The 14113-nt window shown below is 48.1% G+C and carries 8 protein-coding genes and 2 rRNA genes; 2 read left to right on the top strand and 8 right to left on the bottom strand.

Annotation, left to right across the window (positions count from 1 at the left end; all coding sequences use genetic code 11):
- Window positions 1–52: 52 nt before the first annotated feature.
- The 5 genes from argH to argC form a co-directional block, all read right to left on the bottom strand.
- Complete coding sequence (gene argH, locus L5M18_RS10035) at window positions 53–1420, bottom strand: argininosuccinate lyase (protein ID WP_263196802.1); 1368 nt, start codon at window positions 1418–1420, stop codon at window positions 53–55.
- 108 nt (window positions 1421–1528) lie between these two features.
- Window positions 1529–2767 (bottom strand): argininosuccinate synthase, encoded by a 1239-nt coding sequence (locus L5M18_RS10030; RefSeq protein WP_168826067.1) that lies wholly within the window; start codon window positions 2765–2767, stop codon window positions 1529–1531.
- A gap of 60 nt (window positions 2768–2827) precedes the next feature.
- Window positions 2828–3733: an ornithine carbamoyltransferase gene (locus tag L5M18_RS10025; protein ID WP_105250543.1), complete on the bottom strand. Its 906-nt coding sequence runs from the start codon at window positions 3731–3733 to the stop codon at window positions 2828–2830.
- A gap of 12 nt (window positions 3734–3745) precedes the next feature.
- A complete protein-coding gene (gene argB, locus L5M18_RS10020; protein ID WP_212601371.1) occupies window positions 3746–4528 on the bottom strand; it encodes an acetylglutamate kinase in 783 nt (260 codons plus the stop codon).
- Between the two features lie 31 nt (window positions 4529–4559).
- Complete coding sequence (gene argC, locus L5M18_RS10015) at window positions 4560–5540, bottom strand: N-acetyl-gamma-glutamyl-phosphate reductase (protein WP_263196800.1); 981 nt, start codon at window positions 5538–5540, stop codon at window positions 4560–4562.
- A 622-nt stretch (window positions 5541–6162) separates the two neighbouring features.
- On the opposite strand from argC, the gene ppc reads away from it, so the two are divergent.
- Both ppc and L5M18_RS10005 read left to right on the top strand, forming a co-directional pair.
- Window positions 6163–8832, top strand: coding sequence for a phosphoenolpyruvate carboxylase (ppc, locus tag L5M18_RS10010; protein ID WP_263196799.1), 2670 nt, complete (start codon window positions 6163–6165; stop codon window positions 8830–8832).
- A complete protein-coding gene (locus L5M18_RS10005) occupies window positions 8832–9377 on the top strand; it encodes a DUF1439 domain-containing protein (protein WP_263196797.1) in 546 nt (181 codons plus the stop codon). Before ppc ends, L5M18_RS10005 begins: the two co-directional genes overlap by 1 nt.
- Before the next feature lie 83 nt (window positions 9378–9460).
- On the opposite strand, the gene L5M18_RS10000 is transcribed toward L5M18_RS10005, so the two are convergent.
- The 3 genes from L5M18_RS10000 to L5M18_RS09990 all read right to left on the bottom strand — a co-directional run bounded on the left by L5M18_RS10000 (window position 9461) and on the right by L5M18_RS09990 (window position 14088).
- A complete protein-coding gene (locus L5M18_RS10000; protein ID WP_263196796.1) occupies window positions 9461–10735 on the bottom strand; it encodes a CinA family nicotinamide mononucleotide deamidase-related protein in 1275 nt (424 codons plus the stop codon).
- A gap of 312 nt (window positions 10736–11047) precedes the next feature.
- Window positions 11048–11163: ribosomal RNA gene (gene rrf, locus L5M18_RS09995) — 5S ribosomal RNA — on the bottom strand.
- A 22-nt stretch (window positions 11164–11185) separates the two neighbouring features.
- Window positions 11186–14088: ribosomal RNA gene (locus L5M18_RS09990) — 23S ribosomal RNA — on the bottom strand.
- Window positions 14089–14113: the final 25 nt, after the last annotated feature.

The raw sequence follows: 14113 nt of genomic DNA, 5'->3' as shown, positions 1-14113 counted from the left end.
CGACCTAATGTCGCGTTTTTTATTGGCTTGAATTGTGGATTTGAATAACTCGCTAACGTACTTTCTTGGCCGCAATCGCCTGCTGAATTTGTGGCAATGCAGTACCACCGAGCACGTCACGTTTCGCTAAACAAGCTTCAATAGTCAGATTTGGATAGACATCATCTTCAATGATAGCGGCAAAAGTTTTTAATTCGGCCAAGGAGAAATCCTCGAGCGGAATTTGCTTCGCTATCGCAGCAACCACGACTTCACCCACAACATGGTGCGCCTCACGGAAAGGCATACCTTTAGACACGAGATAATCAGCAAGCTCAGTAGAATTTGCATAACCTTGCTGTGCGGCTAACAGTGCATTAGGACGATTGACCTTCAAACCTGACAACACTAACGCCGCCATATCGAGGCAAATTGCCCAGCTATCGACCACGTCAAACAGGCCTTCTTTATCTTCCTGCATATCTTTGTTGTACGCCAAAGGCAGCGCTTTCATCGTCGTGAGAATGCCCACTAAGCTGCCATAAACCCGGCCCGTTTTACCACGGATAAGCTCTAATGCATCAGGATTTTTCTTCTGTGGCATCAGGGATGAACCCGAAGTCACTTCATCACTCAGGGAAATAAAGTTCGCTTCACCTGAGTTAAAGAAAATCAAATCTTCAGCCATACGGCTTAAGTGCATCATGCTGATCGATGCGGTTGAACAAAGCTCTACCACGTGATCTCTGTCTGATACGCTATCTAAGCTATTCAGCGTTGGCGAGGCAAAATTCAGCGCCGCGGCCAGAGCATGTCGATCCATCTTATAAGCTGTGCCTGCTAATGCTCCAGAACCTAAAGGACAGGTATTAGCGCGGGTTAACGCATCGCTTAAACGGCTGATATCCCGCTCAGTCATTTCCACATACGCTAAACACCAGTGGCCAAATGTCACAGGTTGCGCGCGCTGCAAGTGAGTATAACCCGGCATTACCGCATCAAATTCACGCTCAGCCAACGCCAGTAATTCAGCATGTAAACCTTGAAGGCGCGCGAGTAATGCTTTGCCTTCGGATTGACACCAAAGCTTTAAATCGGTGGCAACTTGATCGTTACGGCTACGACCGGTGTGCAATTTCTTACCGAGATCGCCCACTTTGGCAATCAAGGCCGACTCGACGAAACTGTGAATATCTTCAGCGCCCGAGGCGAGAATAATCGCCGGATCGCCCTGTACTTCCACCAGTAAGTCATTAAGCGCTTTTTTCAAGTCACTGCATTCTGTGGCTGTGATAATTCCCACGCTGGCAATCGCATCCGCCCAAGCAATGGAGCCGACCACATCCTGTTCGAACAAGCGATAATCCACAGGCAACGAATCGTTGAATAATTTGAATAGCGCGCTCGTTTCGCCCTGAAATCTTCCCCCCCATAAAGCCATGCTAACTCCCCTTACTCACTGCTTATTTAAAATCGACTCATCTGAATCAAAAACTAAATCAAAACCTAAAAACAAAAAAGGGCGCTAGGCGCCCTTTTACACGACCTATTACTTACCCTTAACGTCATTAGCGTTGAGTGCGCGGATGCGGCTCGCTAATGAGTACAGGCGGATAAAGCCTTCTGCATGCTTTTGATCGTAAACTTGATCTTCACCGAAGGTGGCAAACGCTTCAGAGTACAAGCTGTTGGGTGAACGTTTCTTCACTGCGCTCGCTTGGCCTTTATAGAGTTTTACCACAACTTCACCATTAACTGACTCAGCCAATGACTCAGATGCTGCCAACAGTGACTTACACAGTGGTGTGAACCAACGGCCGTCATACACTAAATGCGCCATTTGTGCGGCGACTTGCTCACGCCAGTTACGGCTAGTCTTGTCGAGTACAAGCTCTTCAATCGCACGTAGTGCTGCGAACATCACAGTGCCGCCGGGTGTTTCATAACAGCCACGAGACTTCATGCCGACTAAACGGTTTTCAGTGATGTCGATACGACCCACACCGTGTGGCGCAGCAATCGCGTTTAATGTCATCAGTGCAGCATAAGGCGTTAGGGCTTCACCATTCACTTTAGTAATACGGCCATGTTCTACTTCTAGCGACACATATTCAGGCTTGTTCGGTGCATCTTCAGGATCGGCAGTCAGTGTCCATACGCCTTTGCTTGGCTCGTTCCATGGATCTTCTAACTCACCACCTTCATGGGAAATATGGAAAGCGTTGGCATCACGGCTATAGATTTTAGTCGCTGACGCTGACGTCTTGATGTCACGTTCAGCTAAATAGGCCAGCAGATCTTCACGGCTCTGCATAGTCCATTCACGCCATGGTGCAATCACTTTTAAATCAGGTGCTAATGCGGCGAAGCAACCTTCGAAACGCACTTGGTCGTTACCTTTGCCGGTACAACCGTGACACAGAGCATCGGCGCCCACTTTACGAGCCACTTCAACCTGCGCTTTGGCAATAATAGGACGCGCCATTGACGTACCGAGTAAATAAGTGCCTTCGTAAATCGCACCGCTCGCAATCGTTGGGTAAATATAGTCTTTAACGAATTCTTCTTTTAGATCGACGATATGACATTCAGAAGCACCTGAAGCTAAAGCTTTTTCAGTCAAGCCAACCAGCTCTTCTTCGCCTTGGCCAACGTCGGCGCAGAATGCGATGATTTCGCAGTTATCGTAGTTTTCTTTTAACCAAGGAATAATGGCCGAGGTATCTAGACCACCTGAATAGGCTAAAACCACTTTTTTCACGCCAGTATTTTTTATCTCGATAGACATCTTAAATTCCTATGACTCGTTTCTCACCTAGGAGAAAACAGGCTGCTAAACAGGGTTAATTTAACTAAATAAGGTTACCAGTACCGCATTTTGGGCATGCATCCGATTTTCGGCTTGTTGCAGAATTAAGGATCCTGCACCGTCCATCACTTCATCTGTTACTTCTACACCACGGTGGGCGGGCAAACAATGCATAAAAAAGTTAGCGCCCGCTTTCGCCATCAGAGCTTTGTTTACTTGGTATGGTGCAAACTTCGCTTTGATATCCGACAAAGGCGTTGGATCGCCCATTGAAATCCAAGTATCAGTATAAATAGCGTCGTGACCTTCAATCGCATCGATATCTGAAGTCAGCACTATCTTGCCGCCATATCGTTTGGCGAGCTCTTGCACTTCTGCCACTACGTAGCCATCAGGAAAGTGACCCGCAGGGCAGATCACTGTCATGGTGGCACCGAGAATAGCCGCACAGTACATCAGCGAGTTAGTGACATTATTACCATCACCAACATAAGCTAATTTAGCTTTACTGACATCCTCAAACTGCTCTGCCAGTGTTAAAAAGTCAGCTAAGGCTTGGCAAGGATGATAAAGATCCGACAGCGCATTGATCACGGGCACTGAGCCGAACTCGGCTAATTGTTCGATAGTGGTGTGTGAATAGGTTCTCGCCACAATTGCGTCGGCCCAACATGACAGGTTAGAAGCAAAGTCAGCAACCGATTCCCGTTTTCCCAGTTCACCATTTTGCTGGTCTAGGTATAAACAGTGGCCACCGAGCTTATTAATACCGATATCAAAGCTAACGCGTGTTCTGAGTGAGGGCTTTTCAAATAACATCACCACACTCTTGCCATCCAGCGCATGACGATACTCAGCCGGATTGGCTTTAATCGTTTTTGCCAAGGCAATTAGATCCTGTAACTGCTGCTGGGTTAAGTCTTTTATCGATAGTAAATGCTTCATAACCTACTCCACTTATGGTTGGATTTGTGTTCCTACGGCTTCACCTTTTGCTAATGCGATTAATTGGCTTGCATCACGCCACGAGGCAACTTGTACCGCCTGCCCCATCCACTGTGCTACTTCGAGCGCAGCTTCAACTTTGACCTTCATTCCCTTTTCGATCACACCTTGCTTAACAAGGTCTGCTATCTGCTTGCCATTTAAACTATGGATGAGCTGGCCTTTACCATCGAGCACCCCAGAAACATCCGACAGCAGCACTAACTTGCCGCCCACTAATTTGGCTAATGCCGTCGCCGCTTGGTCTGCATTAACGTTAAGCATTTGGCCATCGTCCATCATGGCGATGGAGCTACAAATCGGCATCCAACCTTGCTCGAGGATAAACTTAAGATAAGTGCCATCGTTTGGCGTGACTTCGCCCACTAGGCCTAAACGCTCATCTTTAATCTTAGCCGAAACAGTATTGCCATCGGCGAGGCTCATGCCCACACTCACAATGCCAGCCTTAGTCGCTGCGCCTTGAAGAATTTTGTTCGAAGTACCCGCAAGTGCGCCGGCAATAATCGGCATTTGCTCAGGCGGAGTCACACGCAAACCTTCTAACTTGACGGTTTCCATACCATTCGCTGCTAGCTGCTCATCCACCAGACAGCCGCCGCCATGCACCATCAACACTTGCTGACCATTGGCTAACATAGCCGCAGCCGTATCCATCAATCGCGCCATCCCCATTTCACATTGCAGCAGCGCGCCGCCCACTTTAAGCACTAATACTGAGTTGTTTGTAGACATCTTGACGACTCTCTTAAATAAGGATGAACAATTAAAGGTTAAAATGAATCTTTATGCATTGCAGCGCTTGGCTGGCAGCACCTTTCATCAAGTTATCGATGGCACTGGCTACCACTAAGTAACCACTATTCTCATCAAACTTCCAACCTAAGTGACAGTTAGGTGTCAGCACCACATCGTCCACTTTCGGGAACTGATTGTGCTTTACGGTTACCAATGGCGCCTGGTCATATACACTATAGGCCGCTGCCACATCGGCAGTCGTAGTGTCTGGTTTTAGCTGCACAGTAATGGTCGCTAAAATGCCACGCTTAAAGTTGCCAAGGTGCGGGGTAAATATCACTTCTTGGCCAAGTTGAGTGGCGATCTCGGGTTGATGTCTATGGCCTAATACGCCGTAAGGTGTCAGGCTCACTTCACAAAAACTGGTGTGTAACTGCGCTTTACGGCCCGCCCCTGTTACGCCGCTCACGGCATTGATAACCGGATAAGCCGATGTCAGTAAACTCACTAGCGGCTTTAACGCTGTCAATGATGCGGTCGGGTAACAACCTGGCACGGCAATCATCTTAGTCGCAGCGATTTCTTTAGCATTCCATTCGGCAAGGCCATACACGGCTTTGGCTAAAACTTCAGGATATTCATGCTCAAAGCCATACCACTTCGGATATTGCGCCACATCACTGAAACGATAGGCACCGCTTAAATCGAATACCGCTAACCCTTGGCTATAAAACCAAGCCGCTAAATGCAGGCTCACCGAGTGCTCAGTCGCGAGCACCACAGCATCGGCTTCGGCAACGATTTTTGCCTTAGCTTCATCGGACAATGGCGACAGCGTTAATGCGATATGGCTGTAGCTAGGATACAAATCCGCTAAAGGTTTACCTTTATCTAAACTGTTTTCAGAAACATACAAACCCTGAATCGTCAGATCTGCTTCTGCATGGATTAAAGCGGTCAGTTGCGCGCCTGTGTAACCACTGGCACCAATAATGGCGATATTTTTCATGTTTTTTGTCTTATTAACCGAATCAAAGAAACTTAAAGAGTAGATGAATAGCTTACACGCAACCGCGCATATCTATGATGACAAGACTATCGTCGCAGGAAATCGTAATAGGTTGTTATTTTATTCACTGTCAGGTTAATGCTGTGCATCATGATATTCACTCTACAGGTCACAGGGGGTGACTCATCTCAACTGATGGCTAGACTACCACAAAGATCTACTTATGCAATATATGTGAATATATATTTTTAATTTATTTTCATATTTTAAGCTCAAACTGGGATATCGAAAACACGCCGCCCACTCAGCTAACTCGTTAATAACTCAGTTATCCAGGGTCAATATGAGCCAAATCAGTCCTTTTCATTAACAGCTAAGATACATGTCTGCAAAGCATAAAATGATGCACTTCATATTCACTTGCACTAATCATCAAAAAATATTGCGTGACTTCGCATTTCTATTGAATATTCTTCATCAAATACCGTGATTGGTTGCATATCGGATAAGCCAGTCGTATAAGTTATAAGTTCTGCTGTTGACCATAGCCCCAAGTGATAGGTATTGTGCTAACGGGCTAAATGCACAGCGGAATTTTCATGTTTTTCTATTCGGAGTAACTATGTCAGTAACCATGGCAGACAATATGACAGATATGTATGCGTCATTAAGATCGAACGTGAGTATGTTAGGCCAAATCCTTGGCGATACTATGCGTACCCATCTTGGGGACTCTTTTCTTGAGAAGGTTGAACAGATCCGTAAGCTTGCCAAAGACTCACGCCGAGGCGATCAAGCCGCCAGAGAGCAAATGCTCGAGTTACTGACAGCTTTGCCAGACGAAGAATTAGTCCCTTTTGCAAAAGCTTTTAACCAATTTCTTAACTTAGCTAACTTATCCGAGCAATTTCATACTATCAGTCGTAATTGCGACGAACTTGTCTGCGTACCAGACCCAGTGGAACAACTCCTAGGCCGCATGCTCAATGGTCGTGTCGACCAAGCTAAAATGCTCGACTGTCTAAAAACACTGGATATCGATCTGGTGCTAACAGCGCACCCCACTGAAATTTCCCGTCGTACCCTGATCCAAAAATACGCCGCCATTGTCGACTGCTTAACAGAGCAAGAAAACGACCAACTGTCGGATAGAGAACGTCAACAGATCAATCTGCGCCTACGCCAATTAATCGCACAAATATGGCACACCAATGAGATCCGCCGCGAGCGCCCCACCCCAGTGGATGAAGCCCGCTGGGGATTATCCACCATTGAAGAGTCACTCTGGCATGCGGTGCCTGACTTCTTAAGACAACTTAACGATCGAGTGCAGCAACGCACAGGGCAGCAATTACCGATTGATATCGCGCCAGTGCGCTTTTCAAGCTGGATGGGCGGCGATCGCGACGGCAACCCGTTTGTAACTGCCAAAGTCACCCAAGAGGTGCTCGATCGTAACCGCCATGCTGCCGCCAGATTATTCTTAAAAGATATCGTGCTGCTGGTCGGTGAACTGTCGATGGAAGAAGCCAATGATGAGTTAAAGGCTTATACCAATAACAGCTGCGAACCTTACCGCCACGTGCTGCGATCTATTCGTCAAAGACTGCGTGACACCATAGATTATTTAAATGCGCGCATCGAAGGCCACAATCCTGAAGTCGATAAGTCGAGCCTGATTTGGCAAGAAAGCGATCTCAAAGCACCGTTAGAAATGCTTTATAAGAGTTTGACCGACTGCGGTATGCGCTTAATTGCCAACGGTTTATTGCTCGACATTCTCCGTCGCCTCGCCTGTTTTGGCATTCACATGCTCAGACTCGACATTCGCCAAGATGCCAGCCGTCACAGCGATGTGCTCGCCGAGTTAACTCGCTATCTCGGCATGGGTGATTTCAATCATTGGGATGAAACCGAGAAGCAAGCCTTCTTATTACGTGAACTCAGCAACCGTCGTCCACTGATCCCAAGTAACTGGCAACCCTCGGCCGATGTGGCCGAAGTGCTTAATACCTGTCGTTTGATTGCTAAACATCCGGCAAAAGCACTCGGATCATATGTGATTTCGATGGCAGGTAAACCATCGGATGTCTTAACGGTTTTACTGTTACTCAAAGAAACGGGCTGTTCGCACCCAATGCGTGTGGTACCGCTATTTGAAACCTTAAGTGACTTAAACAACGCCGCGGCCTGTATTACCGATTTGCTCGATATCGACTGGTATCGTGGCTATACCAAAGGCATGCAAGAAGTCATGATTGGTTACTCTGACTCTGCTAAAGATGCCGGTGTCATGGCGGCGGCTTGGGCTCAGTATTACGCTCAAGAGCAGTTAGTGGCGGTCTGTAAACAAGCAGGCGTCAAGCTCACATTATTCCATGGCCGTGGTGGCAGCATTGGTCGCGGGGGCGGTCCTGCACACAAAGCGATTCTATCCCAACCACCAGGTTCGGTAGATGGCCGCATTCGCGTGACTGAGCAGGGCGAGATGATCCGCTTCAAGTTTGGCTTACCAAAACTCGCGGTTCAAAGCTTGGCCCTGTATACCTCGGCCGTATTGGAAGCAACCCTGTTACCACCGCCAGAGCCGAAGCAAGAATGGCGCAATTGCATGCAACGTATCGCAGAAGAATCAGTGGGTGCTTACCGTGGCATAGTGCGTGATGAACCTGATTTTGTGGCTTATTTCCGCGCGGCAACGCCAGAAGTGGAATTAGGAAAACTACCACTCGGCAGCCGCCCTGCCAAACGTCGTGTCGATGGTGGGATCGAAAGTCTGCGAGCCATTCCGTGGATCTTTGCCTGGTCGCAAAACCGTTTGATGTTACCCGCATGGCTCGGCGCAGGTGAAGCACTACAAGCCGCCAGTGAACGTGGTGAGATGAGCTTACTGCAAGATATGGAGCGGGAATGGCCCTTCTTCAGCACTCGCATTTCAATGCTAGAAATGGTCTACGCCAAGGCGGAACCTAATTTGGCCCGCTACTACGAAACCTGTTTAGTACCTAAGGACTTGCATCACTTAGGCGAAACCTTGCGCCAACGCTTAGATCTGGGCATTAAAGTCGTGCTTGAGCTGACAAAATCGGATAGTTTAATGGCGCATACACCGTGGAATCGCGAATCAGTTAAACTGCGAAATCCGTATATCGATCCATTAAACTTCTTACAAACCGAGCTATTAGCGCGGACACGTAAGGAAACAACCGAAACTCCTGCGTCTGAACATGTACAGTTAGCGCTAATGCTGACCATTGCAGGTGTGGCAGCGGGAATGAGAAACACTGGTTAATGAAAAAACTTTCCCGCACGATTTGCTTGGGATTGACTGTACTGCTTGGCGGCTGCGTCTCGCAGTACAGTATCAGCGAGCACGAAATGGAGCAGTACCTCAGTAAAGAGATCCATTTTGAGATTAAACAAGGCAATCAGTTAGTTGGCGCAGAAGTGCGTATTAACGACATCAGTGTCAAGCTAGGTGCAAAACCTGACACTATGAGCGTAAGTGCCGCAACTCAAGTTTCAATTAAGAATCCAATCTTTCCATTGAGCGCCAAACTCACGACGACTTTCGAAGCCAAGCCTTGGTATGACAGTGCAACGCACAGTGTCTATCTGCGCCAACTCGAATTAGTCAAAGTGGAATCAACGCCCAAGGATATTGAAAAGGCGATTAGCAGTGCCACACCGCAGGTAATGAGTTATCTAAGGCAATTCTTAGAAAACCAGCCTGTGTATGTACTAGATACCAAGGACAGTAACCAAGCACTGATGGCAAAAATGACCGAAAGCATTCAAGTTGCCCCAGGCAAATTAGTGCTTAAGTTCACTAAATAATCTGCCATTTTTGTAGAAGTTAAAATGCTCCCTCGGGAGCATTTTTGTTGGCGGGCATAAACGGATATATACCCGTATAAGAGTTACTTACTGAATCGCCCAATCGACTGATAATCGACGATCACAGCTTCAGCTAAAAGCTCACGTCTTAGCATATCGTAAGCCACAGCAGCACTTAAACTGCGTACCAGATCCCGTGAACGTCTCGGTAGTTTAATCATCTGACTATAAACACCGCCGCGAGTTGCTAAAGCGATCGCCACAGTCCCCACAGGTTTCTCATCTGTGCCACCATCGGGCCCCGCAATTCCACTGGTTGCCAGTGCATAGTCACTGTCTAAAATTTGCCTTGCCCCCTTAGCCATTTCTTCCACAGTCGCAATAGAGACAGCACCATGATCATCTAAGGTTGAAGGATTAACACCTAACACGCGCACTTTAGATTCATTACTGTAAGTCACTAATCCGTGCTGTAAGTAAGATGAACTGCCAGGGAAATCAACTAACTGACTGGTGATCATGCCGCCAGTGCAAGACTCAGCAACGCTTAAGGTCAAGCCTGAGTTAAGTAGCTTATAATGAATTTCTTCGGCAAGAGTGGCTTTATCTTCCGCGACAACCGCAGTACCCAGCACCATTTTGATGTGCCCAGCGACGCGAGGTAATACTGCAATCGCTTTATCGCCACGGGCGAAAATCTTAATCTCAATATGCGGCATGGAAGAGCGGTAACCAATAGTAATGCCTTCTGGCAGCTCTAGCGGTTCTAACTTATCTGCCAAAGCGGACTCACCTTGACCTATGGTCAATAGTTTCTTTAAGGAGACCTTAGCATCAAGGTTAAACTCTTCGCGAATAAAGGGCACAAACTGCTCTGTAACCATGTGCTTCAGCTCAAAAGGCACACCAGGTGTAAAGAATAACCAAGCGCGGTTAAGCTTAACTCTAAAACCACAAGCGGTTCCCACGGGGTTATCAACCATCACAGCTGACGCTGGCAGCATAGCTTGCTTGAGATTACTTAAAGGCATTTCACGGTTATTACGGGTAAACCACTCCTCTAAACGCTCACGCCACTCCGCATTCTCAACCAATGGTTCGCCCTTCGCCTTCGCCATCGCTAAAGCAGACATATCATCACTCGTCGGCCCGAGACCACCATTAACGAGAATCACATCGGCATGTAAGCTACGTTCTTGGAAAACAGCAATCAGATCCTCGAGGCGATCGCCGACGGTTACTCGACGCTGGATCTCGACACCATGCTCCATCATAGTACTGGCAAACCAAGCGGCGTTGGTATCAACAATCTGTCCCGCCAACACCTCTTCCCCAGTGCAAATCATCTCTAACTTCATCTCAGATCCTTATCTACCCCAATAAATTAAAACATAAGGTAAGTAACCGCTTAACTAATAGCAATAGCTAGGCTCGATCGAGAACTAAGATAGCTGTAGCAAAATCGGAGCATTGACAAAATAACCGAACAAATAGTCGACAACCATTACTTATTATTGATGTCATGAAGAGTGAAAGAGAGTGTTAAGGAGAGAAAAATAGGAGGAAAACTGACTAATTGAATAGACACTAGGCTGGATTTCACAAATTACAGACGCAAAAAAGCCAGCTTATTCAGCTGGCTTGGTTGCATCTCAATGAGATAATTAGGCGCTTGGCGATGACCTACTCTCACATGGGGAGACCCCACACTACCATCGGCGCGTTTGCGTTTCACTTCTGAGTTCGGGATGGGATCAGGTGGTTCCACAAGGCTATTGTCACCAAGCAGTAAAACCCATCTGGGTTGTATGGTTAAGCCTCTCGAGTCATTAGTACATGTTAGCTCAACGCCTCACAACGCTTACACACCATGCCTATCAACGTCCTAGTCTCGAACGGCTCTTTAGAGGAATTAAATTCCTAGGGATGACTCATCTTAGGGCTCGCTTCCCGCTTAGATGCTTTCAGCGGTTATCGATTCCGAACGTAGCTACCGGGCAATGCCATTGGCATGACAACCCGAACACCAGCGGTTCGTCCACTCCGGTCCTCTCGTACTAGGAGCAGCTCCCTTCAATCATCCAACGCCCACGGCAGATAGGGACCGAACTGTCTCACGACGTTCTGAACCCAGCTCGCGTACCACTTTAAATGGCGAACAGCCATACCCTTGGGACCGACTTCAGCCCCAGGATGTGATGAGCCGACATCGAGGTGCCAAACACCGCCGTCGATATGAACTCTTGGGCGGTATCAGCCTGTTATCCCCGGAGTACCTTTTATCCGTTGAGCGATGGCCCTTCCATTCAGAACCACCGGATCACTATGACCTACTTTCGTACCTGCTCGACGTGTATGTCTCGCAGTTAAGCTGGCTTATGCCATTGCACTAACCGTACGATGTCCGACCGTACTTAGCCAACCTTCGTGCTCCTCCGTTACTCTTTGGGAGGAGACCGCCCCAGTCAAACTACCCACCAGGCACTGTCCCTAATCCCGATAAGGGACCTAGGTTAGAACATCAAAACTACAAGGGTGGTATTTCAAGGACGACTCCATCATGACTAGCGTCACAACTTCAWAGTCTCCCACCTATCCTACACATGTAGGTTCAATGTTCAGTGCCAAGCTATAGTAAAGGTTCACGGGGTCTTTCCGTCTAGCCGCGGGTATACGGCATCTTCACCGCAATTTCAACTTCACTGAGTCTCGGCTGGAGACAGCGTGGCCATCATTACGCCATTCGTGCAGGTCGGAACTTACCCGACAAGGAATTTCGCTACCTTAGGACCGTTATAGTTACGGCCGCCGTTTACCGGGGCTTCGATCATGAGCTTCTCTTGCGATAACCCAATCAATTAACCTTCCGGCACCGGGCAGGCGTCACACCGTATACTTCCTCTTGCGAGTTTGCACAGTGCTGTGTTTTTGATAAACAGTTGCAGCCACCTGGTATCTGCGACTCCCGTCAGCTTAGAGAGCAAGTCTCATCACCAACAGGAGCGTACCTTCTCCCGAAGTTACGGTACCATTTTGCCTAGTTCCTTCAGCCGAGTTCTCTCAAGCGCCTTGGTATTCTCTACCCGACCACCTGTGTCGGTTTGGGGTACGATTCCCRCTAACCTGAAGCTTAGAAGATTTTCCTGGAAGCATGGCATCAACTACTTCAGTCCCTTAGGACCTCGTCATCAGCTCTCAGTGTGTACATTWAAGTACGTGTCCCCGGATTTGCCTAAGAACACCACMTACCACCTTAAACGCGGACTACCAACGCCGCGCTAGCCTAGCCTTCTCCGTCTCTCCATCGCAGTTAGCGGAAGTACAGAAATATTAATCTGTTTCCCATCGATTACGCCTTTCGGCCTCACCTTAGGGGTCGACTCACCCTGCCCCGATTAACGTTGGACAGGAACCCTTGGTCTTTCGGCGAGGGGGTTTTTCACCCCCTTTATCGTTACTCATGTCAGCATTCGCACTTCTGATACCTCCAGCGTGGGTTACCCCTTCACCTTCAACGGCTTACAGAACGCTCCTCTACCGCGCACAGTAAACTGTGCACCCGTAGCTTCGGTGACTAGCTTAGCCCCGTTACATCTTCCGCGCAGGCCGACTCGACTAGTGAGCTATTACGCTTTCTTTAAATGATGGCTGCTTCTAAGCCAACATCCTAGCTGTCTAAGCCTTCCCACATCGTTTCCCACTTAGCTAGTACTTTGGGACCTTAGCTGACGGTCTGGGTTGTTTCCCTTTTGACGACGGACGTTAGCACCCGCCGTCTGTCTCCCGAGTAGTACTCATTGGTATTCGGAGTTTGCAAAGGGTTGGTAAGTCGGGATGACCCCCTAGCCTTAACAGTGCTCTACCCCCAATGGTATTCGCTCGAGGCGCTACCTAAATAGCTTTCGAGGAGAACCAGATATCTCCCGGTTTGATTGGCCTTTCACCCCCAGCCACAAGTCATCCGCTAATTTTTCAACATTAGTCGGTTCGGTCCTCCAGTTGATGTTACTCAACCTTCAACCTGCCCATGGCTAGATCACCGGGTTTCGGGTCTACACCTTGCAACTAAACGCGCAGTTAACACTCGGTTTCCCTACGGCTCCGCTATTCGCTTAACCTCGCTACAAAATGTAAGTCGCTGACCCATTATACAAAAGGTACGCAGTCACGGTCTCAAGAACCGCTCCCACTGCTTGTACGTATACGGTTTCAGGTTCTATTTCACTCCCCTCACAGGGGTTCTTTTCGCCTTTCCCTCACGGTACTGGTTCACTATCGGTCAGTCAGGAGTATTTAGCCTTGGAGGATGGTCCCCCCATATTCAAACAGGATGTCACGTGTCCCGCCTTACTCGTTTTCATCAATGGTTAGTTTTCATGTACGGGGCTATCACCCTGTGCCGCTGCGCTTTCCAACGCATTCCACTAACACCCCACTGACTTAAGGGCTAATCCCCGTTCGCTCGCCGCTACTAGGGGAATCTCGGTTGATTTCTTTTCCTAAGGGTACTTAGATGTTTCAGTTCCCCTCGTTCGCCTCGCAACACTATGTATTCATGTTGCGATAACAGCTTATGCTGCTGGGTTCCCCCATTCGGACATCGTTAGCTCAAATGCTTGTTACTAGCTCGCCAACGCTTTTCGCAAGTTACTACGTCCTTCATCGCCTCTGACTGCCAAGGCATCCACCGTATACGCTTAGTCGCTTAACCATACAACCCAAATGAGTTTCACTCA

Source organism: Shewanella sp. SM20 (genome assembly GCF_025654545.1).
GTDB lineage: Bacteria > Pseudomonadota > Gammaproteobacteria > Enterobacterales > Shewanellaceae > Shewanella > Shewanella oncorhynchi.
Note: the sequence above shows the minus strand (reverse complement) of the source record. Positions and strands in the feature narration are given on the sequence as shown.

Bases quoted from the DNA above. Each gene is read 5' to 3' on its own strand.
- argH (WP_263196802.1), bottom strand. From the start codon at position 1,420: ATGGCTTTATGGGGGGGAAGATTTCAGGGCGAAACGAGCGCGCTATTC.
- L5M18_RS10030 (WP_168826067.1), bottom strand. From the start codon at position 2,767: ATGTCTATCGAGATAAAAAATACTGGCGTGAAAAAAGTGGTTTTAGCC.
- L5M18_RS10025 (WP_105250543.1), bottom strand. From the start codon at position 3,733: ATGAAGCATTTACTATCGATAAAAGACTTAACCCAGCAGCAGTTACAG.
- argB (WP_212601371.1), bottom strand. From the start codon at position 4,528: ATGTCTACAAACAACTCAGTATTAGTGCTTAAAGTGGGCGGCGCGCTG.
- argC (WP_263196800.1), bottom strand. From the start codon at position 5,540: ATGAAAAATATCGCCATTATTGGTGCCAGTGGTTACACAGGCGCGCAA.
- ppc (WP_263196799.1), top strand. From the start codon at position 6,163: ATGTCAGTAACCATGGCAGACAATATGACAGATATGTATGCGTCATTA.
- L5M18_RS10005 (WP_263196797.1), top strand. From the start codon at position 8,832: ATGAAAAAACTTTCCCGCACGATTTGCTTGGGATTGACTGTACTGCTT.
- L5M18_RS10000 (WP_263196796.1), bottom strand. From the start codon at position 10,735: ATGAAGTTAGAGATGATTTGCACTGGGGAAGAGGTGTTGGCGGGACAG.